Here is a 26,415-nt window from a genome sequence, read left to right as displayed (position 1 = left end):
TGCATCGATGAGCCAGTTTTCGAAATCCCGCAAATCCGACCCATCCGGCTGCGCAGGTGCGCCGAATGACCTACAACCCGCCACGCGGCGGGGTGTCAACCACAGATTGGATCGATCATGGCTCTCAAGCGAATTCAACGTGTTCTGACGGCCGCGGCAGGTGTCACGCTCGCCGTCGGACTCGTCGCCGGCTGCTCATCCGACGACGACTCCTCCTCCGAGACGACCGCCGCGACCAGCGCGCCCATGAGCAGCATGGCCTCCGAAAGTGATTCGGACACTGCCGCATCCGGCCTCGTCGGCCCCGGTTGCGCGGCGTACGCCGAAGCCAACCCGACCGGCCCCGGTTCGGTGGAGGGAATGGCCACTGCCCCGGTCGCCACCGCCGCAGCCGCCAACCCGATGCTGACCACGCTGACCCAGGCGGTGTCCGGCGAGCTGAATCCCGAAGTGAATCTGGTGGATACGCTCAACAACGGTGAGTACACCGTGTTCGCACCGACCGACGACGCGTTCGCGAAGCTCCCGCCGGAGACCATCGAGACGCTCAAGACTGATTCGGCGATGCTGACCGACATCCTCACCTACCACGTGGTTTCCGGCCAGGCTGCCCCGGATGCAGTCGTCGGTGAGCACGAAACCCTACTCGAGGGCCAGTCGGTCGAGGTGACCGGTGAGGGCGACGAGCTGATGGCCAACGACGCGGGCGTCGTGTGCGGTGGCGTGCAGACCGCCAATGCCACTGTCTACCTGATTGATACGGTGCTGACGCCGCCGGCAGAGTGATCGCCACACCGCTCGCACCACGGCGTCAGTCGCTGGTCGATACGGCGCTGACGCCGCCGGCGAGGTAATCGCCACACGGCTTCAGCGCTGGTCGAGTAGTGACGAACGTAGTGAGGAGCGTATCGAGACCACCTTTCGCGGAGGTCTCGATACGCTCCTCGTCGTCGTTGCTACGGCCGGATCACCTCACCGGACGAGTTCGCGCAGCGACATGCCGGCCGGTACCTCGTTGTGGCGCAGGTAATGCAGGAACACCGTGCCCGCAGCCTCGGCGGTGAAGACCTCGTTCTGGGCAACCCGGTAGGAGTGTTCCCCGACCGCGATCTCCACATCCGCGCCGCCGGCCGCATCGGCCACCTCTCCTCGCCCCAGAACGTACTGGCCATAGGTCCCGTCGGCTTCCTTGCGCCGCACCTCCAATGTCATCGCGTCTGCGCTGCCGCCGGCTTGCAGGAACGATGACAACGATTCGTCGCGTTCGTGCTCGCTCAAGTCGTCGAGCCACTCCTGGCGGACGAGCCGGGACAGGATGATGTGCTTCTTGGTTCCGCCGTTCAATCGGGTGAGCGGGTGAGTGACGAATCGAGCGGGCATCCCGGAGTCCATCGTCACGGTGGTGCCGTCCGAGAACTCGTACACATGCGTCGGTTTCATCGCAAGTCATCCTTCGCGTTCATGGCCGGTCTATCACGTGGGTGATCTTAACTCTGGTGCCGTCGGGGAGTGTCACCGTTGCGGGGGTCTCCGGACTGACACGCGCATCGAACTGCTTTTGCTGCGGCGTCTTGCCCGCGCTTCCGCTCTTGATCTCGATCCCCGAGTACGTGCCGTCGCCGTTCGGGATCAACCCGTCGTAGAAGCGACCTTGTTTTCCACCCTCGAACGACGCGCGACGTTGGTCCCGGATGATGGGCACGCCGAAGTCGTCCTCGAGTTTGTCGAGCTCTCGCTTCTCCGCGTCCTTGCCGCTCCGACCGTCGTTTCCGTTGGCGTAGCGCCCCTTCGCGTCGCGTCCGTCACCTCGGTCGCGGTACTCGTCCGGCTCCTCGCTTGGCCGCGGCTCGGTGGTCCTCGGAGCGGGTGACTGACGTGGCGCAGGTGTCTTCGGAGGTGCCTGCCGTCCTGGGACGGCCGGGGGTCGCATTCCCGGGAAGCCGCCACCGATCATCGGCGGAACCGGCGACAACGGGCATACGACATCGCACTGCTCGTTGTCGACGATGCCGTCGTGATCGTCGTCTTCGCCGTCGATTCCGTGTGCCCCGGGACCGTTCAGCAGCCTCGTGGATCCATCGTCATCATCGCGGCGCGGCGATGTCGGCTCGTACCGCGGCGCGGGTCGGTCGGCAGGCGGAGCGGTCCGTCTGTCCCGTTGTTCCTGCTGCCGTTGTTCTCGCCGCTCGCGCTTCTTGCGCGACGACCGACTCCGCTCCGATGAGTTCTTCGTCTGAGTTTGTGGCGCTCGGGTTTTCGGGGAGAACTTGTTCGGTCCCCGATCCGGTTTCGGGGTGGCCTTGCGCGGGCGGTTCGGTTTGTCGGCCGCGGGCGGCGCGCTCCGCTGCGGCACGTTGCCGGCGTTCCCGCCCGACGACGGTCCGCTGTTGCGGCCGCCCGCCGATGGTCCCGGTTGGGCCCGGGGGGTCATCTTGTTGATCCCGCCTCCGCCGGACGGGGACGATTTGTTTTTGCCGCTCTTGCCATCTCCGGATTGCGACGATGACCGATCGTTACCCATACCCGTGGTCGACGCCGCCTCGGCATGCGTCAGGGGCAGGAGGACTATCAGGAACATCGTCGCAACGGTGAGGCATGCGCGGACCAGTGAAGCTCTGTAGACGTGTGCTCGCATGATGTCTCGATCCGTTCTGTGTGGTGGATGGAGCGATCCGAACGTAGGTCGCTCGTCACCAGACCGGAATCTGCAGCAGCCGAATGTCTTTCCTGCGAACGACGGCCATTGGTCCGATGGATGGACACGGGGAACAAAACCCTGCCGTCGTCGCGTCGACGCGGACGTGGCGGTCGGCCCCCGGGCGGGGACCGGTCGGCCGGACCGATGGCATGCCCGGCCGTGCATCACATCGACGACTGACCGTCGATATTGAGTGAACGGGCGTACACTCAATGGCATGATCGGATCTCCCACGGCCCGGACCGACGAACTCGGCGCGCTCGCCCAGTTGGGCGTCACCGAGTTGCGCTCCGCGGTGTCCGGCCTCGGCGCGATGCACCGGTCGGTCGCGGGCACTGTGTTCGGCGCGCTTCGGCCGGTTCTCGGGTCAGCCATCGACTCGCCACGGATGGTCCACGACGCCGTCACCGACGGCGCCTACCTCTCGATGGATGCCCTACTCGACACCGCGTCGTCGGCCGCCGATGCCATGCCCGCCTCGACGTTCGCCGTCTCCCAGACCCCCCACGGCGCCGTTGCCCTCGGCGTTCTCAACGGGCTCATCGGCGACGACCTCGACGCGGCGGACTCACCCCTGGCCGCCCGCATGTCGATCCGGTCCGCAGGTCGGCCGATCCCGGTTCGTCCCGCGGCCATCGCAGACGAATTCTCCGACGCACGCGGCCACGTCGTCGTCTTTCTGCACGGGTTGATGGAGTCTGAACAGGCGTGGACCATCGGGGGTCGGCCGAGCTACGGACACCGACTCTCCGCGGACATCTCGGCCGGCGAGGTCCAGATCCGGTACAACTCCGGCCGGCACATCAGCCAGAACGGGCTCGACCTCGCCGATCTGCTGGCCGATCTGGTGCTGCTGTGGCCGGTGCCGGTCTCCCGACTCACCCTGATCGGGCATTCCATGGGTGGGTTGGTGATCCGCAGTGCGTGCCATCACGCCACCGAGCGTGGCGACTGGTGGCCTCGACTCGTGACGGAGACCGTGTGCTTGGGTACGCCGCATCTGGGTGCACCGCTCGAGCGCGGCGTCCATGTGTTGTCGTCGATGCTGCAGCCACTCTCGGCCACACGTCCGATCAGCAACCTGCTGCGTCGGCGCAGCGCCGGGGTACGCGATCTGTTCCACGGGAATCTCACCGCAGCCGATTGGGCCGAGCAGGATCGCGACGCCTGGCAGCATCCCCCCGGCGCCGACGTCCCGCTGCTGTCCACCGCGCGCCACCTGTTCGTCACCGCGACGATGACACGCAACCCCGCTCACCCATTGGGCCGCCTGATCGGTGACGGCCTGGTCCTCGCACCGAGTGGTCGCGGCGAACCCACCCGCAGCCGCCTCGGCCTGCGGTTCTCCGACGGCCTCGACCTCGGCGGTGCACACCATTTCACGTTGTTGAACAACGACGACATCTACGCCTGGCTGCTCGCCCAGCTGCGACCACGCCGCGCGCTGCCGAGCGCACCCCCGGATCGGTAGTACGAACCGACCGAAAATCGCCGGTTCGTACTACGAAATCGGCGCCCCCACCGCCAGTTTCTGACCGCCGACCGTTCCGGTCGAGGCCGGGCTTGCTACGCGGCCGGCTGCACCGGCGCGTTCTTCAGTTCGCGCAGCGCGGTGCGCAGACCCCGACGCTTCCCGGTCGCCGGATCGACGCCGAAGTGATTCGCCATGCCTTCGCGCATGGCGAACCGCAACTCCGACGCGGTCTCCGGTGCATCGTCGGACGTCGCCTTGAGCAAAGCGTTCGGCACGGCCAGCTTCGCAATCGTCCGGAACGACTGGAAGTACTGGTGGGCAAGCGAACCCGTGGTGTAGGGCAGGTCGTACTTGTCGCACAGCGCCCGCACCCGGACACCGATCTCCTCGTACCGGTTACTCGGCAGGTCGGGGAACAGATGGTGCTCGATCTGATGGCTGAGGTTGCCACTCATGAACCGCATCAGCGGTCCGGCGCGGAAGTTGGCCGAGCCCAGCATCTGTCGCAGGTACCAGCGGGGCTGATCTTCGTTCTCGTACTCCTCGACGGTGAATTTCTCGGCGCCGTCGGGGAAGTGGCCGCAGAAGATCACCATGTACGCCCAGTAGTTGCGCACGATGTTGGCGGTGAAGTTCGCCGCGATCGTCGGCTTCCAGTTCGGGCCGGCGAGCGCCGGGAAGATCAGGTAGTCCTTGGCGGCCTGCTTGCCCACCTTGCGGCCGATGATCCGCAGGTCCTTGAACGCCTGACGATACGACTTCTCCTTGTTGCGCAGCTTCTCGGTCTCCAGATGGTGCAGCGCCACACCGTATTCGAAGAACGTGCCCAGGGTCAGGTTGTAGATCGGGTTGCCGACCATCCACCATTCCCACGGCTGGTCACGGGTGACACGCAGAATCCCGTAGCCCACGTCGTCGTCCATCCCCACCACATTCGTGTACTTGTGGTGCACGAAGTTGTGCGAGTGCTTCCATTGCACGCTGGGGCAGGTGGTGTCCCACTCCCACGACGACGAGTGCACCTCGGGATCGTTCATCCAGTCCCACTGACCGTGCATCACGTTGTGGCCGAGCTCCATGTTCTCGATGATCTTGGCCAGCGAGAGCATGGCGGTGCCGGCGACCCATGCCGACTTGCGGTTGCTGAACATCAACGCGAGCCGGCCACCGGCGGCGAGGCTGCGCTGAATCGTGATGGCCCGTCGGATGTAGCGGGCATCGGCTTCGCCGCGGGACTCCTCGATGTCGCGCCGGATCGCGTCGAGTTCGGCCCCGAGGGCCTCGACGTCGGCGTCGGTCAGATGAGCGTATTGGTCGATGTCGGTGATGGCCATCGATCCCCCTAGAGGTCGAGTGTGCATTCCCCGGACACGCTGCTGATGCATGTCTGGATTCGTTCACCCTCGCGGCGTTCCTCGCCGTTGCGCAGGTCGCGCACATATCCCCCGGCGAGGGGTACCACGCAGGTTTGGCAGATACCCATTCGGCAGCCGAACGGCATCTGGATTCCCAACTCCTCGCCTGCTTCAAGGAGTGTGGTGGCGCCGTCGATCTCGGCGGTCTTCCCCGACTTGGCGAAGGTGACGGTGCCGCCTTCACCACCCACATCGGTCCGCGCGATCGCGAACCGTTCGATGTGCAACTGGTCGCGCAGGCCCTCCTCGGTGAAGCGCTCCTCGACCGTGTCGAGCATTGCCACCGGCCCGCACGCCCAGCACTGGCGGTCCCGCCAGTCCGGCACCTCGGCGTCGAGTTGCCCGATGTCGAACTTGCCCTGCTCGCGCGTCAGCTGCAACTGCAGGTCGTAGGAGAGGACGTCGGCGTCCATCTTCTCGAGTTCCTCGAGGAAGATCACGTCGTCGCGGGTCGGCGCGGAGTGCACGTGGACGATGTCGGGCACGTTCTCCCGCGACCGTAGCGACCGCAGCATCGACATGACCGGAGTGATGCCGCTGCCGGCAGTGAGGAACAGCACGCTGTCGGGCAGCGGCTCGGGCAGATGGAAATCGCCTTTGGGTGCGGCGAGCCGGATCACGGTCCCCGGCGACACCCCGTCGACGAGATGTGTGGAGAGAAAACCGTCGGGATTGGCCTTGACGGTGATCGCGATCGTCTTGTCGGAGGTGTCGCCGATCGACGTCAGCGAGTACGACCGCCAATGCCAGCGACCGCCCACCTGCAGCCCGATCCCGACGTACTGACCCGGCTTGTACGAGTTCGGGAACCCCCACCCTGTGCGGATGGTGACCGTGGCCGAGTCCTCGGTCTCGCGCACCACCTCGAGCACACGGCCGCGCAGTTCGCGCGCCGACCACAGCGGGTTGAGCAGGTGCAGGTAGTCGTCGGGCAGCAATGGCGTGGTGGCGCGGGCGATGAGCCCGCGCACGATGTTGACCTCTGGTTTTCTGGCCTCGACGTCGGCCGCCGGGCGTTTGCTCCACTTGAGCAGATCCATGCGTGGCACCTCCGGTGAACCTTGTGCACGACTGTACACAGAACCGCGCGGGCGGGGTTCGATCCATCGACTTCCGGGCGACCGTGGGCTCGAGTCGACCGCAGACACCCAGTCAACACTGAGAGTCCTCAGGTTGTCTGCAGAATGCTCCCAGCTTCGGCCTCTAGGTTGGCTTTCGTGACCGGATCCACCGCTGCGCGACGTTCCTCCCTCTCGCGCGCAGCGGTGGTGACGGCCGCATTCCTCCTTGCGGCCGCGGTGTTCGCCGTGGCCGTGTGGACGCGGCCCGGCCAGCGCGTCGATCAATGGCTGCTCGACGTGTGCCGGGCCCTCCCTGCGGTCGATGGCCTCCCTCTCCCGCTCACCATCGACGTCGTCTCCAATCCCGCCTTGTGGATCGCGGTGGCGGCGTCGGTGGTGGTGCTGGTGCAGTGCCGCCGGTTCTCCTCACGCACCGACGCCCGCCGTGGCCTTGCGAGCACCGCCGCACTGCTGGCCTTCGCGCCGGCGACGGTGCTGGTCGTGCAGTTCCTGCGTGATCACGTGCTCACGCGTCCGCAGTTGCATTCCTGGATCGCGGAGACCGCGAACTCCGCGCCGAGTGGTCATGCCGCCGCGGTGACGGCGGTCGTGGTGGTACTGGTGCTGGCCAGTCCGCCCCTCCTGCGCCCTTACGTCGGCACCCTGGTGGGTACCTGGGCCGCGGTGCTCGAATTCGTCATCGTCGCCGCCGGCTGGCACCGACCCAGCGATGTCATCATCTCGACCCTGCTGGTCGTGGGCGTCGGCATGCTGCTGCCCGACCCGTGGCGGGGCACGGTCCGTGGACAGGCGCCGCGGTGGTCACTACCCATTCCGCTGCTCATCACGGTGTCGGCGCCCGCGGTGGTGGCCATCTTCTATCCGACCATCACGCAGGTCGCCGCGGCCGGCGCGATCGCGGCGGTGATGTCGATGGCCGTCCTCGCGCTCGGGGTGGGCCGAACCGCGCGCCGCGCGAATCGCAGCCCGACAGCCGAGGCCAGACCGACCGTGGGCGCGCCACCCCCGACCCTTCGCTGACGCGTTCGGCACCAATGCGCGCGAGCGGCCGCACAGCGGCCAACGGCGTAGATTCGGACATATCGGACCTACGAGACGACGTTGCGGCACACGACCCATCACCGGCAGGCGCACGGGTGGTGCGGTCACGCGGTGGGCCGGGGTCGCCACGATCTTGCTGATCACCGCCATGATCGGATTGCGCGTTCCGACAGCACGGTTGCCGGCCGAGCGGACCACGGCGGCCGCGGACACGGCCCACTCGTCGAGCATCGGGTCACGGGCGATGCGCGCCGCCGACGTCGCTGCGGGTGCGATAGCCGACGTCGACGTGGCGGTGGCCGTCCTGGACCGCGTCACCGGCGACGTGGTCGGGAACGGCCAGGCCATGGGGCCGATGTTCAGCGCATCGTTGGCGAAAGTCGTCGTCGCGGTGGACATGTTGGATCGCCGACGTTCCGCTGCTCTCCCGCTGAGCGAGAACGATGTCGAACTCATCCGCCGCGCACTCGGTCCCAGCGATGACAGCGCGATGAACGACTTGTGGACGAGGTTCGACAGGATGGGCGCGGTCGGACGGGTGGCTACTCGACTCGGGCTGACCGACACCGCGGCCCCGATCGAGCCCGATATCTGGGGTTGGATGACCACGACCGCATCCGATGCGACACGGCTCCTGGCCTACGTGGCCGAGATGCCGCCACCCGACGCCGACGTCATCATCGGCGCTCTCGCACAGGCACCGCCCGTCGCCGCCGACGGTTTCGCGCAGGACTTCGGTCTGCAGGCGCCCGGGATTCGTGACGTCACCGCAGCCAAACAAGGTTGGATGCGGTGGCCGACAGACACCGCACATCTGCACAGTGCCGGGTTCGTCGGCGCGGACCGGCGATTCGTGGTCGCAGTTCTCGGTCGGCACACATTCCCGGATCCCGACTGGCAGACGCTGCGCCGGTCGGTGACCATGGCTGCGACAGCAGCGGTCGGCGTGTTACGCGGTCGCATCGGTTCACCTGGCGCCGGCCACCTCGCGGTACCGAACGTTCATCTTCCCGGGGTGGTTGCCCACCTACACTGACCGTCGTGACGAACGACGCCACGTCGGGTGGTGCACTCACACGGCGCCTCGGCGTCGGCGACGCGGTGACCATCGGCCTCGGATCGATGATCGGCGCCGGCGTGTTCGCCGTGCTGGCGCCGGCCGCGCAGGCGGCCGGATCGGGCCTGCTCGTGGGTCTGGCGATTGCCGCGGTGATCGCCTACTGCAACGCCACCTCATCGGCCCGACTCGCCGCGCTGTACCCCGTCTCCGGAGGCACGTACGTCTACGGCCGCGAACGTCTCGGCGAGATCTGGGGCTACCTCGCCGGGTGGTGTTTTGTGGTGGGCAAGACGGCATCGTGCGCCGCAATGGCTTTGACGGTCGGTGTCTACCTGTGGCCCGACCACGCGCACGCCGTCGCGGTGGCCGCAGTTGTCGCAGTCACGGCGGTCAACTATCGGGGCATCCGGAAGTCGGCGCTCGTGACGCGTGCGATCGTCGCGGTGGTGCTGGCAGTGCTGGCGGCGGTGGTGGTGGCCGCGGTGTCGTCGACTCCGGCCGACACGGGCGAGCACCTCGCGATCGGCGACGATGCGTCCGTGTACGGGGTTCTGCAGGCTGCCGCACTCCTGTTCTTCGCCTTCGCCGGGTACGCGCGGATCGCCACGCTCGGCGAGGAGGTCCGCGACCCCGCCCGCACCATCGGTCGTGCGATCCCCACCGCTTTGGGCATCGTCCTGGTGGTCTATGCGGCGGTGGCGGTCTCCGCGTTGGCGGTCGTCGGACCTGCCGGGCTGGCCGACGCAGCGGCACCACTCGTCGAAACCGTGCGCGCCGCAGGTGCTTCCGGATTGGCGCCGGTGGTTCAAGTGGGTGCCGCGGTCGCGGCGATCGGCTCGCTGCTGGCGATGGTGCTGGGTGTCTCGCGTACCACCCTCGCCATGGCGCGCGACGGTCACCTGCCCCGCTGGCTGGCCGCGATCCATCCACAGCACCGGGTGCCGCATCATGCCGAACTGGCGATCGGCGTCATCGTTGCGGTGCTGGCCGCCACCGTCGATGTGCGTGGCGCAATCGGGTTCTCGTCGTTCGGTGTGCTTCTCTACTACGCCATCGCCAACGCGTCGGCGGCCACCCTGACCCGCGATGAGCGGCGGCCGGCGCGGGTGGTCACCACCCTGGGTCTCGTCGGCTGTGTCAGCCTCGCCGCGACTTTGCCGGTCGGCTCGGTGATCGCCGGTTGCGTGGTGGTCGCACTCGGCGTGGCCGTCTATCTGGTGCGGACGATACGGCATCCCCGCAGGTAGTACCAACCAACTATTCCGGATTCCCATGAAAGTGACTGGAGTCCGAGAGCGTTGACCGCAATCAGCCGTGTCAGGCCCATCCGAGGGGATATCCCCTCGGACGACCCCCACGAAGCCGATTTCAGGAGGCACTCACCAACGCGGCCAGGTGTTCTCGAAACTCGGGTTGATCGGCTGCAGGTGGGCGGTGTCGTCGCGGTTGTCGATGCCACAGCGGTCGCCGATTCCGCAGCCGAGGTTGTGCTGATGGAGTCGTTCGAGCGCCGCTTCGTCGATCTCGTCTCGCCGGGTCGGTAACACCGCTGGTCACCGACCAGCGAGGTCATCTCGTTTCTCGGCACGTGACCCACGACGTAGAGTCGGAGTCATGCGAGTGGTGGCGTCATGACTCAGCACCGCGACCGCGATAGCGAGGGTCACGCCCGCCAGGCGCGTCCGCGTGACCGGCTGGGGCGACCATTGCCCTACGGCGCGGAGGGTGTCGAGCCGGTTCCCGAGGAGGCGTTGCCGCCACAGCAGTCGATCGAGCTGGCCCGCCGACTACTCGCCGAGGGGCGGCCGTTTTCCGCCCACGAGGTCTTCGAGAACCGCTGGAAGGACTGCCCAGTGGATGAGCGTCCACTGTGGCAGGGGCTCGCACAGCTCTGCGTGGGTCTCACCCATCACGAGCGCGGCAACCCGACCGGAGCCAGACGCCTGTACGCCCGCGGCGCCGAGCGCCTGACCGAATACGGCGCGACCGGGGGCCTCACCTTCGGCCTGCACCTCGACGCCATCTGCAGCTGCGCGCAGGAACGTTTCGGCGGCTGATCACGGGCCCGACCGGTACGCGTAGGCCCTGGGCGCCCTACCGCCTCCGGCGATGCCGGCGGGGCACCCGAACCCTGCCGACGGCAACGCCGATGTCGCCGAGAGAATCGGACAGTCGTCGACCAGACGGATGAACCGCACGCAATTGCCACGTCACGGCGATAATCTTCGATGGGGACGGCGGATGGCGCGCCGCGGGCGGCGAGGAGCGTGAACGATGTCGATGGACGTCGAAGCGGGTCCCGTCGTGTCTATCACCCTGTCCGGGACCGTCCGCGCCGACGTCGACGGCCGTCCCGCCGAGATCAAGTCGCGGCGTGGGCGCGCGGTTCTGGCGCGCCTCGCCGCCGCCGACGGCCGGGTGGTGTCCACCGATCGACTCATCGACGACCTGTGGAACGGCGAGCCGCCACCGAAGGCTCTCGCCGGATTGCAGGTGCACATCTCCAACCTGCGCCGCATCCTCGAACCGCAGCGGGCGCCACGCACCCCGGCGCGGATCCTGGTGAGCGAACCTCCCGGCTATGCGCTGCACCTACCCCGAGATGCGGTGGACCTGTGGCGCTTCGCCGATCTGGCCGGGACCGCAGGCCCCGACCCGGCTGGCCGCTACGCCCGCCTCGGCGAGGCGCAATCGCTCTGGCGCGGTGACCCGTTCGGTCCGCATGCCGCCGACGAGTGGGCGGGCCCGGAGGTGGCACGCCTCGACGAGCTGTGGTTGCACACCGTAGAACAGCGCGCAGCCGCCGCCCTGGATCTGGGACGTGCGGCGGAGGTCGTCGCCGAACTGCCCGCGCTGTGCGAGACCCATTCCACCCGCGAAGAGTTGTTCGGACTCCTGGCGCTCGCGCAGTACCGGCTGGGCCGTCAGGCCGACGCGCTGCGCACCCTGCGGACGCTGCGCGAGTACCTCGCCGACGAACTCGGGGTGGACCCGTCGGTCAAGATCCGCACTCTCGAATCGGACATCCTGCAACAGGACCCCGCGCTCGATGCACCCACCGCGACACGGGCTCCCGAGGCCCCGCCGACCGTCTACGCCGACCCACCCGAGGTGGACCGCTCCGCAGGTCCGGAACACCGGGAGTCCGCCGGACGGGAATCCGAACTCGAGAAACTCGCCGAACATGCCGAGACGGCGCGACGTACCGGCCTACGAATCGTGTGGATCACCGCGGAGGCCGGTGGCGGGAAGACCACCCTGGCACGAACCTTTGGTCAGCACCTGCGCGCGTCGGGATGGGTCACCGCATTCGGACAGTGCCCGGAGGTCGACGGCGCCCCGACCGCCTGGGCGTGGCGTGAGGTGGTGGCAGAACTCGACGGCGACAACGAGATCGACGACCCGTTCCTGATCGCCCGGCAGGTGCGCGGCGCCTGCGAGTCCCGCTCCGCCGACGGCTCGGGGGTGGCGCTGCTCATCGACGACACCCACCGCGCCGACAGCGCCACCCTGCAGGTACTTCGACAACTCGTCACCTGGCTGGCCGACCGGCCGGCACTGGTGGTCGCAACCTACCGGCCGTCGGAGGCGAGCATCGAACTACTCGCCACCGCAGCCGCATTGATCTCCGCCACCGCCGATCATCTCGTTCTGGCGGGACTGTCCGATGACGGAATCCGGGCGCTGGCCGCCGACGCCGGCCTCGACCCGGTCGACGACCCGACTTTGGCGCTGCTGCGTTCGCGCACCGACGGGAACCCACTGTTCGTACGCGAATTGGCGAAACTCGTGGCCTCCCGCGGCACCCGAGACGCGCAGACGGCGGTGCCCAGCGGAGTGCGGGAGGTGTTGCTACGCCGGGTGGAGCGACTCCCCGAACAGACGGTCACGATGCTGCGCCTGGCCGCCGTCTGCGGCCGTGAGTGCGACGTCGACACGATCATCGGACTCTGGCCCGACGACGATGCCGAGGACACCGTGCTCGACGCCATCGACTCGGCGGTGGTGGCCGGTCTGCTCAGCGCCGAAGCCGACCGCGTGCGGTTCACCCATGTTCTGATGCGTGACGCCGTCTACGACGCCATCCCGACGTTGCGGCGCCGGCGGCTGCACTGGCGCACCATGCAGTTGCTGGCCGCCCGCAACCCCACGGTCACCGACGAGTTGGCCGTGCACGCGGCGCTCGGCGCATCGAGCAGCACCGCCGACGATGCGTTGAGAATCGTGGAAGAGGCAGCGCGTCATCGTTTTTCGTCCGAGTTCGCCGCCGACTCCGCGCCACTGTGGCAGCACGCGGTGGATCTGCACGACTTGGCCGGTCACGCTCGCTCCACCGCATCGGCCGATGATCGGGTGCGGATGGTCCACGCGTTGTGTGATCTGGTGACCGCGCTGGCTCATCGGGGCGAGATCTCTGCCGCCCGCGCTCGGCGCGAGGACGCGTTGCGGCTGGCGCGGACCGTCGACGACCCGGCCCTGGTGGTGGCGGCGTTGACCTGCTGGCGCACTCCGTGGATCTGGTCGACGCGCACCAAAGGCGTTCCCGACGAGGTGATGACGGCGGCCGTGCTCGATGCGCTGGCCGGCGCCACCGGCATCGACCGGGTGCGTCTGCTGATCAGCGCCGTGTTCGAGTTCGAGGGCTCCGACGACGCCTTCGCCATCGAGTGCGCCGAAGAGGCGCTGCGGCTGGCCCGGGACGCCGACGACGTCGACCTGCTGTGTGCCGCACTCAACGCACGCGTGTTCACCGCGCTGGGCCCCGACAGCCGCGATCAGTACTCGGCGTTGGCCGCCGAATTCCTGGACCTGACCCAGGAATCCGGCAACCGAGGCTACGAGGCGGCCGCCCGCTTCTATCTGTTCCTGCTCCGCATGTCGCAGATCGATCTGCCGGGTGCGGTGGCGCAGATGCAGGCCGGCATGCAATGCGCCACCAGCGGTCGGGTGGGTGAGCTGGTGGTGGTGTTGTCGGCGTTCAGCGCGGTCACCGACGTCCTGCGCGGCGAACTCGATTCGGCAGCAGCCAAATACACCGCGCTCAGCGCGCAGCTGCGGGCGGCCGGGATGCCGGCCGGCGGGGAGTTCGACCTGATCGGGCACTTGTGCGTCGGCTGGTTCCGCGGCTCCATCGGCCATCTCGTCGACGAGGTCGCCGCGGTGTTCGAACGTACCCCGCACGCCGTGGGATGGGTGTACGTCGATGCGCTCATCGATGCTGGTCGCATCGACGAGGCTCGGGCCATCGCCGAGACCGACCCATACACCAGCCGCGACTACTACTGGACGTCCATGGAGGTCTTCCATGCGCGTGCGCTGGTCAAGCTCGGCATGGTCGACGAAGCCGCCCGGCTCTACCGGTTGCTGGTCGACTGGTCGGGCACCATCGCGGGCCTCAACGCCGCCAGCGTCTCGTTCGGCCCAATCGATGTCGTGCTGGCCGAGCTCGCCGACCTGATCGGTGAACATGCTGCGGCCGAACGTCATCGGCAGATCGCTGCGGATGTCGAGGAGAAGGTGCGGCGCGGTCTGGCGGCGATCAGTTAGCCGATGCCGGCCCGTTCCGGTCGGTCGTGTCGCGATCGGTGGCCGGGCGACTGGTCACGACCGCCGCCCACAGCACGGTGCCCACGATCGTCGCGATCCATCCGGCCAGGTACAGCGGTGAGACGGTCGGCGTAGGCTCGGGCAGAGTGTTCTGCGACCAGAGCGCGAAGAGCCCGAACGCCGAGGTGAAACCGCCGACGCCGAACGCGCACGCCGCCAGACCCCAGCGCCGGGTGCACAGCGCCGCCGCCGACAACCCGGCCACCGCGAGCACCAGAATGATGTCGGCGCGCATCAGGAGCGAGGCGTCGGGCCCGCCGGCGAACCCGGCACCGCGGAAGGTCAGCGGCAGGGCCGACGAGGCGGCCGCCACCACGACCGCCGTCCACAGTCCGCGCCGGCGCGGTCCGCCGGGACGCACCTCGCGGGCCACCCGCCGTTCGATGCCGGCGAGCTCGCGATGGTAGTCGGCAAAGACGTCCTTCATCGCGCACCTCCCAACAGTTGTTCGCCGATGTATCCACCTTCCCGCACACCGGGCGGTATTGCGAATGGGGCAGGTCCGACGTGGTGGGTTGCGCGGGTCGCCTCGGACGGCGCAGGTCGGCTCAGAGAACGCGGGCCGTCGACCGCCCGCGCGAATCGCGCCGACCTGCGGAAACGAAGACGACCCGCGTTCTGCCCAGGCATGCGGTTCGGGCGATCAGGCGAACCCACCACGCCGGTGGTCGGCGGGGACCGGTGTCACGACAGTGTCCTCACCCAGCGGCCGCCGCAACGACCACCGCGGGGTGAGTGTGCTCGCCGACATCTTCCACTCGCCGTCCTCGATCTGGTACTCGTCGTCATACTCCCCGGTCATCAGCAGCTCGGTGCGGTCGAGCAGGTTGACCTGTCGGAATTTCAACGTCCAACGGCCGGTCGCCGTGGTGGCGGAGGTGAGCGTGATGTCGGGGTGCAGGCCGTGATGCATGTCGAGAATGACGTACTGTCCGTCGACCCGATGCAACGCCACCTGTTCGATGATCCGCGTCATCGGCGTCGCGTCGTCGAACGCGCCCAGCGGTCCGTAGTCGATGCGTGCACCGGACCGGATGAAACACCGGCGGAAACCGTTCGGGTCCTTGCCGTCACACGCCCGCCAGTAGCGGTGTTTCAGCTGTTTGATCGCCTCGATGCGGTCGAGGTCGTCGAGTCGGCGCGCGAGGTCGTCGGTGGACGTCATGCGGTCACGATAGGTGCGGCGCCGAGACCGGCGCGCCGATTCGTCAGTTGACGGGTGCGATCTCCTGCGGCCACGCGACATGCAGGTTCGGAATCGACTTCTTCGCTTCCTCGGTGCGCTGCTTGGTGGCCTGCTGGGCGGACTTGGCCGCGCCGGCACCGAGCACGCCGTACGGGGCCATCGCCTGCTCGGCGGTCCAGTTCAGATCGAAACCGGCGATCGACGCATCGACATCGCCGCGGGAGTTGACGACGTAAGCGACCGGCGGCAGGCTTGCCTTCTGCGCGTCCTCGCGCGAAAGCGTCAGCTCGAACTGGTTGGCATCCGGGTTGGGCAGCGGCGTGGATTCTGGATCGCCCGGCTGCCATGGCTCGTCGGGGTTGGCGCCGGGGTCACCGGCACCCAAGGCATACGCGACGGCACCGCCGGCGGTTCCACCGAGGGCTGCACCGACTGCAGCACCCGCAGCGCCCACGCCCACGGCACCGATGGCGCCGCCCGCGGCAAGGCCGATACCGGCGCCCGCCAGCGCACCGAGCCCAATCGCATTCATGTACCCGATCGGGCCGAAACCAGGGATCACGTTCACACCGGCGAAGGTCACCGCGTTGTAGATGCCGCCGGCAACCGCACCGACACCGGTGCCGATGATCGCGCCACCCACAGCGCCCATCGCGGCAGCTGGGATACCCAGTGCCACAGCACCTGCCGTACCGCCCGTCATCACACCGATGATCGTCGCGGCCGCCTGGCGGGAAGCCTCGTCCTCGGGCACACCCACCGAGATCAGCCCTTGGGCGATTTTGGCCTCGCCGTACGCCGACCACGCGTTGACCGAGTTGACGTCCTTCTCCGACATGCCTTCCGGGATGTCGGTGATGAAGTTGCCGACACGGATCTTCTCCGGCGGCGGCGCGATCGGACGCACCGGCGCAACGGGTTTCGGAGCGGTCAGCGGGCGCTGGGGCACCGGGTCGTAAGACTCTTCGTAGGTCGGTGCGGTGTAGGTGCTCGGCTGGACGTACGGCTGGTACGGCGCTTCCTGCGGAGGCGCGGGGATTGCACCCGGACCAGGCACCACAACCGGGACGACCTCGGGCGTCGGTGTGGTGCCACCCTGCTGCGGAGCGGCCTGTTCCGGAGTGGTCCCGCCCTGCTGCGGTGCGGTGTCGCTCGGGCTGGTGCCGCCCTGATGCGGTGCCGCCTGCGCCATTCCGGCTCCGAAGCCGACCGCGATGGAGGCCGCCACGGCCGCCGAGGTCAAGCCCATCATCACCGGCGTGCGGCGTTCACCGTTCTCGCGACGGCCCTGTGTGCGCTGTGATGGATCACCCATCGATACAACTCCCCTGTCATCCAGAACCCTCCCCCGAGCGCCTGGTCGTGCTGATTTCGTGCTGCGGTTGTTCGCGTGGTTACCGCTGGTGGTCGCGCGTACAACCCGTCGACGGACACCCTGATCGGGCCGCCAGGCCGGACGGTGTCGCTGAGAACGTCAGCATCGAAGTAGAACGTCGGCACCGTCCCCACAGGACGCACCGACTTCCCCCGACAGCAGCATCACAACACTTACCCCCGACAAAGCTCTGCCGCGACGTCCACCGATGCACCAATGTGGATCGGTGGCGTAGCGTCTCGGATTCTGACATGCGTGGGGCGAAAGCAGCGAATCGGGGCACCGGGTAAGCGGCTCACGGGACAAGATTCATTCATTCGGTTGACTCACCTGAGGCAGCGACCGCCAGCGATCAGTTGATCGTCGCGCGCACCACGACCGCCGTGTCGTCGTCCACCACGGCCGCAGTGCACGCGAAGGTGTTCGTCGGTCCGTACGCGGCCTCGCTCAAGCGGTAGCCGGGGATCGTGATACTGCCGGACATCGCCCACGCGACGTCGATGGTATCCACGCTGTGACCCGCGTTCTCGACCGTCGTGCGGTCGTCGTCGGTGAGACCGACGGGACGGGTCGACACCTCGGAGAACTCGGCAGCCTCACCAACCTCGCCGTTGGCGGTACCGACACCGACGGCGTCGAACGTCGCCTGCACCTTCGACCGCAGCGCTTCGGTACAGGCCGAGGTGGCGACCTCTTCGCTGCTCTGCCGGCCCTGCATCGTGAGATAGCCCTGCCAGATGACGACGACGAGGATCACCGTCACGACCAGCCCGATGCCGGCGCGCAGCGGTGTCAGCTCACGCCGGACGCCCGCCCATCGATCCTGCATGCGCCGTTGATACCACGTCGCGCGCTCGCCAGGGGACGACTTCGAGGCCGCCAGCAGTTGTCCCGAGCATGCCGGTTGACTCCGATCACGGCGGAGTCGTCCCCCACCATTCGCACGAACGACAAGGCGGGAATCGCCTCGTCTGCCCCGTAGCGAATTCGATAGAGTCCGCCCCTTGTGAACATCAATCGAATCATCGCGGGCGCATTGATCGGTGGGGCCGCGGTCTTGGGTATTTCCGTCGGAGCCGGATCGGCAGAAGCCAAGATCGACCCGGGTCAGTACAAGATGCAGTCGCGCGTCTACGGGTTCATTCCCTACCCCGACACCAACGTCAAGGTCGTCGGTAACCGGATGTATCAGGATTTCTACGGCGTCGGCCCATCGAACTCCTCGACTTTCGAGATCGACCAGACACGCCGCGGTGGCATTACGTCAACCCTCACCACGCACCCTTTGATGCAGTGGTACGCACGCACCGAGTGGTCGAAGACCAAATCAGGCTACCGCGGCACGAACTACGTTCTCGGTGGCATCCCAGTCGCCGACTACACCCTCAAGAAGACTCGCTGAAGGTTCGTCCCCCGGGTATCGCCACATTCTCCGTACGTTTAGGGAGAGTCTGCCAAAACCCCGGGGGACAACTACCCGCCCTGCCGTCCCCGCAGAACGTTCTTCTGAATCTTTCCCGTCGACGTCTTCGGCAGATCGGCGAACACGATCTGCTTGGGAACCTTGAAGCGCGCCAGACGTTCTCGGACAAACACGACGAGATCCTCGGCCGTCAGCTCCGCGCCCCGACGTACCGTCACATAGGCGACCGGCACTTCACCCCACCGCTCGTCGGCGCGGGCCACCACCGCCGACTCGACGACGTCAGGGTGACTGTCCAGCACGCGTTCCACCTCCACCGACGCGATGTTCTCGCCGTCGGAGATGATCACATCCTTGCTGCGGTCGCGGATCTCGGTGTAGCCGTCGGGATGCATCACCGCGACATCGCCGGTACGCAGCCAACCGTCGATCGTGGCCGCGGCGGTGGCGTCGGGATCGAGGTAGTAGCCGAGCATCACGTTGTTGCCGCGCGCCACCAACTCGCCCTCGGTGGCAGCGTCGGCCGGGACGTCGGCGCCGTCCTCGGTCACCACGCGCAGCACACCAGCGGAGATGTTGCCGATTCCCTGACGCGCCTCGAGGATCGCGCGTTCGCTCGGCTCAGCCGCATCCCATTCGGGTTGCCATTGGTTGACGGCGATCGGGCCGAACGTCTCGGTCAGCCCGTACAGGTGGGTGACCTCGATGCCGAGGTCGGCCATCCGCGACAGCAACGCCGGTGATGGCGGCGCACCACCGGTCGCGGCCTGCACGGTGTGCTCGAGGCGCGCGGCGGCGGGGTCCTCGGCGATCATTGTGAGCACCGTCGGCGCGGCGCTGAAGTGGGTGATGCCGTCGGCGGTGAGATGCCGCCAGATCTGAGCGGTGTCGATGGCGCGAAGGCACACATGGGTGGCGCCGGCCGCGGTCAGCGCCCACGTGAAACACCAACCGTCACAATGGAACATCGGGAGCGTCCACAGATAGTTCGAGCCCGGACCGACACCGGAGTGATACGCCATCGCCAGCGACTGCAGGTAGGCGCCGCGATGGTGGTACATCACGCCTTTGGGCCGCCCGGTGGTACCCGAGGTGTAGTTGATGGCGAGCAGCCCGCGTTCGTCGACGTCACGCCAGATCGGGGTGCTGGAGGTGGTGAGCAGCGACTCGTACTGGTCGTCGCTGCCGCCGGCGATCACCACCCGGATGCCGACCGCCTCGGCGACCGACCGCGCCGTATCCGCGAACTCGTGCGTCGCCACCAGCAGGCGTGCGCCGCTGTGATCGAGGATGTAGCCCAGCTCGGCTTCGGACAGTCGAATGTTGAGCGGCACCAGCACCGCTCCGGAGCCCGGTAATGCGTTGTGCATCTCCAGCATCACGTGACTGTTGGCGCACAGCGCCGCGACGCGGTCGCCCGGCCCGACGCCGAGGCCGGCCAGTGCCGCCGTCAGCTGCGATGCCCGTTGGTAGAACTCGGCGTAGCTGAACGTGCGGTCGCCGTCGATGATGGCGGTGCGCTCGGCGAACACCGCCGCAGCACGCGACAGAAACGACACCGGACTCAGCGACGCGAACGTGAAGTCGGCCGGCGCGGGTCGGTCCGGGTCCGTCATAGGTGCTCGACTCCTTCGTCGTCGCTCGCGGTTCGTCCCCCGGGTATCGCTTCCTCCGCCAGCGGCCGTCGGGGGACAAAGCAACACCCGGGGGAGGAATAATCCGACGACCCTTATGGCGGGGCGGTCGGCGCCAGGTAGGTGCGGGTCACGGCCGGCCAGTTCGCGATGGCCTTCTTGGCCGGCGAGACGACGACGGCGGGCGGTGGCCGGCGGACAGGCGCCGGTGTCGGGGTCGTCGGCACAGCGGGCGCCGCAGTCGTCTCCGTCGCCGTCCGCACCAAGGCCTGTACCTCGGCGGCCGTCTTCTCGAGGCGCGAAATTCGCGTACGCAGGTAGGTGTCGACCCGGATGAACTCCGACTGCAGCCGGGCCACGTCGGCTTCGAGACGTTTCGCCACGTCACGCTTCTTGCCCATCGCACGGCCCACCCTCGGTTGTCGCCTGGCCCTCACTCTACGAGGCAACCGCGGCAGACCCGAGGACATCGGGACGTGTCGTGGCCCCACCCCTACACCGCGCTGGGCTCCCGACTATCGGCTGCCGCCACCGCCCGGAAGTCCCGGGTGAAGTCGACCGTCCGCATCTGCGCGATGAACTGCGACGCGAAGCCCGGATACATGGTGGCATTGAAGCCGTCGTCGGTGAGATACCAACTGCGGCAACCGGAGTTCCAGGTGGTGTGCTCGAGCCGCTTCTGGATGGCGCGGTTGTAGGCGTCCTGTGCCGGTTGATGGACGTCGAGCAGCGTGAGGTCGCGGTCGCGGACCAAGCCGATCGCGGTGACGATCGCGTCGATCTGCGCCTCCATGTACACCAGCGCCGAGTTGTGGCCGGGTCCCGAGTTGGGGCCGAAGGTGAAGTACAGGTTCGGATAGCCCGACACCGCGAAACTCCGATACGCGTACGCGCCGCGTGACCATTCGTCGGCCAGCACCCGGCCGCCGCGTCCGCGGATCGGGATGGGCGTGCCCTGCTTGGACACCTCGAAGCCGGTGGCGAACACCAGGCAGTCGAAGCGCCGTTCGATGCCTTCGACGCTGCGCACCCCTCGTTCGCAGATCCGGGCGATCGGCCAGGTCACCAACGTGCAGTTGTCGGCCTGCAACGCAGGGTAGTAGTCGCTGGTCATCAGCAGGCGTTTACAGCCGGCCCGGAAGTCCGGGGTCAACTGTCGTCGCATCCACGGATCGCGCACCTGCGCGCGCAGGTTCGCCTTCGCGACCGCCTCGATGACCCGGGTGAACGGCGAGTTCCACACCGCACCCACCGCCACCGACTCATGTCCCCAGAACCACAGCTGACGTGCGAGGTTCTGCGTCAGCGGGATGGCGCCGTAGAGCCGTCGCGCCGAACCGGAGATGGCTCGGTCCAACCGTGGCAGCACCCAACCCGGGGTGCGTTGGAACACGGTCACCTCGGCACCGTCGCGGACCAGTTCGGGGATGATCTGCACCGCGCTCGCGCCGGTACCGATCACGCCGACCTTCTTGTCGGCGAAGTCGTAGGAATGGTCCCACGCCGCCGAATGCATGCGGTGGCCGGTGAATTCGTCGATCCCAGGGATGTCGGGATATCCCGGCGTGGACAGCGGCCCCGACGCGATCACTGCGGTGCGCGCGACGATCGGCTTGCGGTCGGCGATGTCGACGCGCCAGGTGCCGGCGGTCTCATCGAACTCGAGGCCGGTGACGAGATGGGAGTAGCGGATGTGTCGGTCGAGACCGTGGTCGGCGATCATCGTGTCGATGTAGGCGAGGATCTCGCCGCTACCCGAATAGGTGTGCGACCAGTCGGGATTGGGTGCGAACGAATACGAGTAGAGACGGGACGGGATGTCGCAGGCGGCGCCCGGGTAGTCGTTGTCGCGCCAGGTACCGCCCGGCCGCACATCGCGTTCCAGAATCACGAAATCGTCGTGGCCGGACTGCAACAACCGGATGGCTGTACCGATGCCGGCGAATCCTGCGCCGATGATGACCGTGGTGGTGTCGGCGACCACCGTGGCCTCCCCGCTCATGCGACCGGCTCGTAGGTCAGTTCCTTCGACCAACTGGGTTGAGGTCGCAACAGGAAGCGTGGATAGTGGTCGGTCAGCTTCACCATGGTGTCGGCGAAGTAGTGATAGGGGCTGTCGCGGTTGATGACCCAGCCGGCGTGATACTTGAGGACCTGATAGGTGATGAGCCGGGTGCCGTTGCCGCGCTCGCCGTTCTTCTTGAAGCGCTTCATCGCTTCGTAGAGTCGTTCTTCCTTGAGGCCCATGTCGACGATGTTGTCGCGCATCTTGTTCAGCAGCGGAACATACATCAGGGCGCCGATGAGGACGCCCGGCGACGCGACGGTACCGACGGCTTCGATGACGAGTTTGCGAGCGCGGGCGTTGCCGATCATGTCCAGCGCGTGGAAGTCGACGGCCAGGTGGCGTGATTCGTCGGCATTGATCTTGCGGAACGCCTCATGGCACACCGGGTCGTGCACCTCTTCGAGCAGAAACTTCAGCAGCGCACCGTCGAGCGCGACCTCGAGCATGGGGATCACCGTGCCCAGCACCGGCAACGACATCCGGTCGGCGAAGGTGTCGAGCCATTCGATGGCCAGCCGGATGTTGACGTTCGGTTCGGGCACCTCGTCGTCTTCGAGCATGCCCCACCGCCGCATCAGGGCCAGTTCGGCGTTGGCGTGTTTCTGTTCTTCGGCGTGGAAGTATCGGTAGATCTCGGCGAGGGTGTCGTCGGGGGCCTTCTTGGCCAGGGCCGCGAAGCCGCGGGCGCCGACGTTCTCGATCCACACCAGATCCGCCATGAATGCCTTGAGTTTCGGCTTCTGTTCGTCGGTGATCAGCTCGGCACCCGGGGCGTCCCAGTCGATGTCGGCGAGCGCCCATTGACGGTCTTTGATGGTCTGCAGCATGTCCTTGAGCACGATCGGCATGTCAGGCTCCTTCCGTGATGCGATCTGCGGGTTGGGTGGTGGTGGGTGCGAGTCGGTGCAGGATGCCGGCGCCGAAGGTGTAGGTGCGTGGCAGCAGTCGTTTGGTCAGCCAGATCGCTTTGGCTTCGAGTTGGGGCACCACATACAGGTGGCCGCGGTCGTTGGCGTCGAGCGTCTGCCGCGCCACCTGCTCGGGTGACCGGCCGCTGTAGCGCATGAGCGTCTCGGCGAGTTTCTGTGCCTCCCCGGTGATCCGGCCGTCGGCGGCGACGTTGGTCTTGACGAAGGTCGGGCACAGCACGGTGACGGCGAGGTCGGTGCCGGACAGTTCGGCGGAGATGGTCTCCGACAGCGCCAGCACCCCGGCCTTGCCGACGTTGTAGGGCGCCATGCCGGGGCCTGCGGCGAAGGCGGCGGCCGACGCCACGTTGATCAGTCCGCCTCGGCCGGATTCGCGCAGTTGCGGCAGGAAGAGTTCCGAGCCGAGACCATGCCGCGCAGGTTGATTCCCAGCGCCCAGTCCCAGTCGTCGATGCCGATGTCGCCGACGGCGCGCCCGCCGATGCCGACGCCGGCGTTGTTGATCATCAGCGAGGTGGGTCCGCCGAGGAGTTCGGGTGCCCGCGCGGCCAGGGTGCGCATGTCGTCGGGGTCGGCGACGTCGCAGAACAGCGCCTCGGCCTGGCCGCTCCCGGAATCGCCGATGAGCCGGACGGTGTCGAGGGCGCGGTCGACGTCGATGTCGGCGCACAGTACGCGACCGCCGCGGGCGGCGAGTTCCAGCGCTAAGGCTCGTCCGATACCGCTGCCTGCACCGGTGACGACGGCGCGGGCCTGGTGTGATCGTTTACTGGTCATGTCGTGGCGTGATCCTTCTGCTGGGCGACGGTCACATCGACGTCTGCGGATGGACCGAAGGGCTGCCGGATGAACGCGGCGATCTGCCGCAGGGCAGGGGTGGCTTCCGGAATGAGCGCCGGAAGTGCCTGGAACACATGGGTTTGGCCCGGCCATTCCCGGAGTTCGCAGTCGCTGCCGGCGTCGATGAGCATCCGCTGCGCCTGCCGGGCGTCGGTCCCCAGCATCTCGGCGCCGCCGACATGAATGAGACTGCGCGGCATGTCATCGGCGCGTTCGAGGGCGAGTTTGAGCCGTGGCAGGTCGTCGGGGTGGCCTCGGGTGTAGTGCCGTACCAGTCTGCGTGCCGCCCGGGCGGAGATGAGCGGATCGGGGCCGTGTTCGCGTTCGCGCAGTGCGGCGAGAGTCAGGGTGAGGTCGACCAGCGGCGACATCATCACCACCGAGCGGGGTTGCGGTCGCCCGTGACGACCGTTTTCGGCCAACAGATCCAGGATGAGGTGGCCGCCCGCGGAGTCGCCGGCGACGGTGATGTTCTGCGGCTGGTAGCCGATGTCCTGCAGCCAGGCGTAGGCGGCTTCCACGTCGTCGGCGGCCGCCGGAAACGGGTGCTCCGGGGCGAGCCGGTAGTCGACGGTGAAGGCGGGCATGCCGGTGAGATGGGTGAGGCGGGCGACGAGACCACGATGGGTGCGCGCCGAGCACACGGCATACCCGCTGCCGTGGACGTACAGGATGATCTGGCGCGACTGCTTCACGTCGGGTGGATACACCCACTCGCCACGAAAGGTGCCGGTGGCCAGGCGCTCAACGCGCACGTGGTGCGGCGGTGGGCAGCCGATCAGCATGCCGGCGGCCACGATCATGCGCGAGGTCCGGATCTGCAGCGAGCCGCCGGGCAGTATCTCGGCGAACGGTCGGAGCGTCCGCCGAGTCACCCAGTTCGCGAGGCGAGAGGCCGATGAGGTTTCCGTCACACCCAGATCGCAACACTGACTGCGCCATCTGTCAATGGCACAATCGGTAATGCCTGGCTGGGCGGTCGCCGGCGGACATGCCTTAGGGTGGGGGCGCACCACGGAGGTCGGGAGGTACCAGGGAGATGGCGCGAGTGCCTTCGACGCGCTTGGCTCAGCTGACGACGCTGATCGAGCAACTGTCGGCCACACCCCGATACGTCGGAAAACAGTCACGTGATCTCGAAACTGCGGTCGCCCGATTCCTCGCCGGCGCCACCCATCAGGCGTCACGCCAACCCGAGGTGGCGCGCTACCGGATTGACGATCTGGCGCGGGTCTCCGGGGTCACCACCCGCAACATCCGGGTGTATCGCGAGCGGGGGTTGCTACCCGCACCGCGCCGCGTCGGACGCGTGACGCTGTACTCCGACGCGCATGTCTCGCGCCTGGCGTTGATCAGTTCGATGCTGTCGCGCGGCTACGCCCTCGCCCACATCGACGAGTTGCTGACCGCCTGGCAGAACGGCGGTCAGATCGCCGACGTCCTGGGCCTCGAACACGATCTGACCGAGATCCAGGAGTCCGGTGGTGTGCGGAGCACCACGCTGGCCGAGTTGTCCGAGGCCGGCATCGACGACGATGCGGCCACCCGATTGGCGAAGCTGAACGTCATCACGATCATCGCCGACGATGAGGTGACGGTCGACGAGCCGGACGTGCTGAACGCGATCTTGCCGCTGGTCACCGAAACCCGTTCGGCCGCAACCGTGATCGACGTCGTCGAGCGCGTCTACCCGGCCTTCGAGGCGCTACATCAGACGCTGGTCGAAGCCGCCGACACCCTGGCCACACCGCCCGGCGGCACCTCGGATCAACAGCTCACCGAAGTGACCCTCACCCTGATTCAACTACGGGCGCTGGCCGATGCGGCCACCCGCGCCACACTCACTCAGACGACGAACACACTGCTGGCACAGTCACTCTCGGATCAGACCGGCGGACCGACCGCCGACTGAGCAACGACTGTCCCCCAATCGGTGGACCCCGCAGTCCACCGGCGCATCACCCGGTTGGCGGAATCCGCATCGGTGCCGACCGGAGCAGAGTCATGGGTGTCGCCGGAACGACCACCGCCCCGGCCCGAACCCAGGAGAACGATCATGAACACCACCACTCGCCGCATCGCCGCCGGAGCAGCCGTTGTCGCCGCCACCGCGGGCATCGGATTCGCCGTCGCCGGAGCCGCCAACGCCGGCACCCTGCCCGTCACGCGTCCCGGCGAACCCACCATCGCGATGACCATCACGAACCACACCGACAAGCCCGAGTACCTCATCGGGGCCACCGCCGGACAGTCCGGTCAGTGGGTGAATGCGCCGCAGCGTGTGCTGTACCCGGGTGCCAGCGAAACCATCACTGCCGTGGCCCCGTTCAGCAACTATCTGACGGCCAACGCGCAGTACAAGATCGGCCACGTCGGACCGACCGCGAACTACGAGATCGAGAACATGAAGGGCAACGTCAACACCTCGATGAGCGGCATCTGGGGCCCGCACGCCCAGAACTACTGGATGAGCCACACCATCAGCAGCCGCTACCCGAATGTGAACGTCGGCTTCGATCAGTGGTGAGTGGGCCGATGGGAGTGGGCGGCCCCTGGGGCGGTTTCGGCGAGCCAACTCACGCG

Annotated in this window: 24 protein-coding genes and 1 pseudogene; 10 read left to right on the top strand and 15 right to left on the bottom strand. The window is 67.5% G+C overall.

Annotated elements, in window-relative coordinates; all coding sequences use genetic code 11:
• The first annotated feature begins 117 nt into the window (after positions 1-117).
• Entirely contained in the window at positions 118-786 is a 669-nt protein-coding gene (locus OSB52_RS20060) for a fasciclin domain-containing protein (protein ID WP_266063290.1), read from the top strand.
• Positions 787-972: 186 nt separating this feature from the next.
• On the opposite strand, the gene OSB52_RS20055 is transcribed toward OSB52_RS20060, so the two are convergent.
• Positions 973-1,440 (bottom strand): hypothetical protein, encoded by a 468-nt coding sequence (locus OSB52_RS20055; protein ID WP_266063289.1) that lies wholly within the window; start codon positions 1,438-1,440, stop codon positions 973-975.
• 19 nt (positions 1,441-1,459) lie between these two features.
• The gene (locus tag OSB52_RS20050) at positions 1,460-2,578 is read right to left on the bottom strand and encodes a hypothetical protein (protein WP_266063288.1); all 1,119 of its coding nucleotides are present in this window, start codon (positions 2,576-2,578) and stop codon (positions 1,460-1,462) included.
• A gap of 337 nt (positions 2,579-2,915) precedes the next feature.
• Here OSB52_RS20050 and OSB52_RS20045 point away from each other — a divergent pair, with 337 nt between their 5' ends.
• Complete coding sequence (locus OSB52_RS20045) at positions 2,916-4,169, top strand: esterase/lipase family protein (protein WP_266063287.1); 1,254 nt, start codon at positions 2,916-2,918, stop codon at positions 4,167-4,169.
• Positions 4,170-4,264: 95 nt separating this feature from the next.
• On the opposite strand, the gene OSB52_RS20040 is transcribed toward OSB52_RS20045, so the two are convergent.
• Positions 4,265-5,506, bottom strand: a complete 1,242-nt coding sequence (locus OSB52_RS20040; protein WP_266063286.1) for a fatty acid desaturase family protein — start codon at positions 5,504-5,506, stop codon at positions 4,265-4,267.
• Between the two features lie 8 nt (positions 5,507-5,514).
• Positions 5,515-6,627: a ferredoxin reductase gene (locus OSB52_RS20035; protein WP_266063285.1), complete on the bottom strand. Its 1,113-nt coding sequence runs from the start codon at positions 6,625-6,627 to the stop codon at positions 5,515-5,517.
• Between the two features lie 177 nt (positions 6,628-6,804).
• Here OSB52_RS20035 and OSB52_RS20030 point away from each other — a divergent pair, with 177 nt between their 5' ends.
• The 3 genes from OSB52_RS20030 (at position 6,805) to OSB52_RS20020 (ending at position 10,017) form a co-directional block, all read left to right on the top strand.
• A complete protein-coding gene (locus tag OSB52_RS20030; protein WP_266063284.1) occupies positions 6,805-7,689 on the top strand; it encodes a phosphatase PAP2 family protein in 885 nt (294 codons plus the stop codon).
• Between the two features lie 154 nt (positions 7,690-7,843).
• Positions 7,844-8,746, top strand: coding sequence for a serine hydrolase family protein (locus OSB52_RS20025; RefSeq protein WP_266063283.1), 903 nt, complete (start codon positions 7,844-7,846; stop codon positions 8,744-8,746).
• Positions 8,743-10,017 (top strand): APC family permease, encoded by a 1,275-nt coding sequence (locus OSB52_RS20020; RefSeq protein WP_372512457.1) that lies wholly within the window; start codon positions 8,743-8,745, stop codon positions 10,015-10,017. Before OSB52_RS20025 ends, OSB52_RS20020 begins: the two co-directional genes overlap by 4 nt.
• Positions 10,018-10,149: 132 nt before the next feature.
• Here the strand turns inward: OSB52_RS20020 and OSB52_RS20015 are convergent, their stop codons facing one another.
• Positions 10,150-10,317, bottom strand: coding sequence for a hypothetical protein (locus tag OSB52_RS20015; protein ID WP_266063281.1), 168 nt, complete (start codon positions 10,315-10,317; stop codon positions 10,150-10,152).
• Between the two features lie 84 nt (positions 10,318-10,401).
• On the opposite strand from OSB52_RS20015, the gene OSB52_RS20010 reads away from it, so the two are divergent.
• Positions 10,402-10,827 carry a DUF309 domain-containing protein gene (locus tag OSB52_RS20010; protein ID WP_266063280.1) on the top strand — a complete coding sequence of 142 codons (426 nt, stop codon included), beginning with the start codon at positions 10,402-10,404 and terminating at the stop codon, positions 10,825-10,827.
• 217 nt (positions 10,828-11,044) lie between these two features.
• Positions 11,045-14,317, top strand: a complete 3,273-nt coding sequence (locus OSB52_RS20005; RefSeq protein WP_266063279.1) for an ATP-binding protein — start codon at positions 11,045-11,047, stop codon at positions 14,315-14,317.
• Here OSB52_RS20005 and OSB52_RS20000 read toward each other — a convergent pair.
• The 4 genes from OSB52_RS20000 to OSB52_RS19985 all read right to left on the bottom strand — a co-directional run bounded on the left by OSB52_RS20000 (position 14,310) and on the right by OSB52_RS19985 (position 17,767).
• Complete coding sequence (locus OSB52_RS20000) at positions 14,310-14,804, bottom strand: Rv2732c family membrane protein (RefSeq protein WP_266063278.1); 495 nt, start codon at positions 14,802-14,804, stop codon at positions 14,310-14,312. The genes OSB52_RS20005 and OSB52_RS20000 overlap by 8 nt on opposite strands.
• Before the next feature lie 216 nt (positions 14,805-15,020).
• Positions 15,021-15,542 carry a nuclear transport factor 2 family protein gene (locus OSB52_RS19995; RefSeq protein WP_266063277.1) on the bottom strand — a complete coding sequence of 174 codons (522 nt, stop codon included), beginning with the start codon at positions 15,540-15,542 and terminating at the stop codon, positions 15,021-15,023.
• 43 nt (positions 15,543-15,585) lie between these two features.
• Positions 15,586-16,878 carry a hypothetical protein gene (locus tag OSB52_RS19990; RefSeq protein WP_266063276.1) on the bottom strand — a complete coding sequence of 431 codons (1,293 nt, stop codon included), beginning with the start codon at positions 16,876-16,878 and terminating at the stop codon, positions 15,586-15,588.
• Between the two features lie 412 nt (positions 16,879-17,290).
• The gene (locus OSB52_RS19985) at positions 17,291-17,767 is read right to left on the bottom strand and encodes a hypothetical protein (protein WP_266063275.1); all 477 of its coding nucleotides are present in this window, start codon (positions 17,765-17,767) and stop codon (positions 17,291-17,293) included.
• Positions 17,768-17,944: 177 nt separating this feature from the next.
• Between OSB52_RS19985 and OSB52_RS19980 the strand changes: the two genes are divergently transcribed.
• Positions 17,945-18,340, top strand: a complete 396-nt coding sequence (locus tag OSB52_RS19980; RefSeq protein ID WP_235721631.1) for a hypothetical protein — start codon at positions 17,945-17,947, stop codon at positions 18,338-18,340.
• Positions 18,341-18,411: 71 nt separating this feature from the next.
• Here OSB52_RS19980 and OSB52_RS19975 read toward each other — a convergent pair whose 3' ends face one another.
• From OSB52_RS19975 to OSB52_RS19950, 6 genes and pseudogenes are all read right to left on the bottom strand, one after another.
• Positions 18,412-19,977, bottom strand: a complete 1,566-nt coding sequence (locus OSB52_RS19975) for an AMP-binding protein (protein WP_266063274.1) — start codon at positions 19,975-19,977, stop codon at positions 18,412-18,414.
• 113 nt (positions 19,978-20,090) lie between these two features.
• Positions 20,091-20,396 (bottom strand): hypothetical protein, encoded by a 306-nt coding sequence (locus OSB52_RS19970; protein ID WP_266063273.1) that lies wholly within the window; start codon positions 20,394-20,396, stop codon positions 20,091-20,093.
• Between the two features lie 92 nt (positions 20,397-20,488).
• Entirely contained in the window at positions 20,489-21,997 is a 1,509-nt protein-coding gene (locus tag OSB52_RS19965; protein WP_266063272.1) for a flavin-containing monooxygenase, read from the bottom strand.
• A complete protein-coding gene (locus tag OSB52_RS19960; protein WP_266063271.1) occupies positions 21,994-22,911 on the bottom strand; it encodes a ferritin-like domain-containing protein in 918 nt (305 codons plus the stop codon). Before OSB52_RS19960 ends, OSB52_RS19965 begins: the two co-directional genes overlap by 4 nt.
• Before the next feature lies 1 nt (position 22,912).
• Positions 22,913-23,769 (bottom strand): annotated as a pseudogene (locus OSB52_RS19955) (SDR family NAD(P)-dependent oxidoreductase).
• Entirely contained in the window at positions 23,766-24,746 is a 981-nt protein-coding gene (locus OSB52_RS19950) for an alpha/beta hydrolase (RefSeq protein ID WP_266063270.1), read from the bottom strand. Before OSB52_RS19950 ends, OSB52_RS19955 begins: the two are co-directional and overlap by 4 nt.
• 134 nt (positions 24,747-24,880) lie before the next feature.
• Here OSB52_RS19950 and OSB52_RS19945 point away from each other — a divergent pair, with 134 nt between their 5' ends.
• The gene (locus OSB52_RS19945) at positions 24,881-25,744 is read left to right on the top strand and encodes a MerR family transcriptional regulator (RefSeq protein ID WP_266063268.1); all 864 of its coding nucleotides are present in this window, start codon (positions 24,881-24,883) and stop codon (positions 25,742-25,744) included.
• Positions 25,745-25,888: 144 nt separating this feature from the next.
• Entirely contained in the window at positions 25,889-26,359 is a 471-nt protein-coding gene (locus OSB52_RS19940; protein ID WP_266063266.1) for a hypothetical protein, read from the top strand.
• Positions 26,360-26,415: the final 56 nt, after the last annotated feature.

Source organism: Gordonia aquimaris (assembly GCF_026262595.1).
GTDB classification, from domain to species: Bacteria; Actinomycetota; Actinomycetes; order Mycobacteriales; family Mycobacteriaceae; genus Gordonia; species Gordonia tangerina.
The sequence above is the reverse complement of the archived record's forward strand: the minus strand, read 5'-3'. Positions and strand labels throughout refer to the sequence as shown.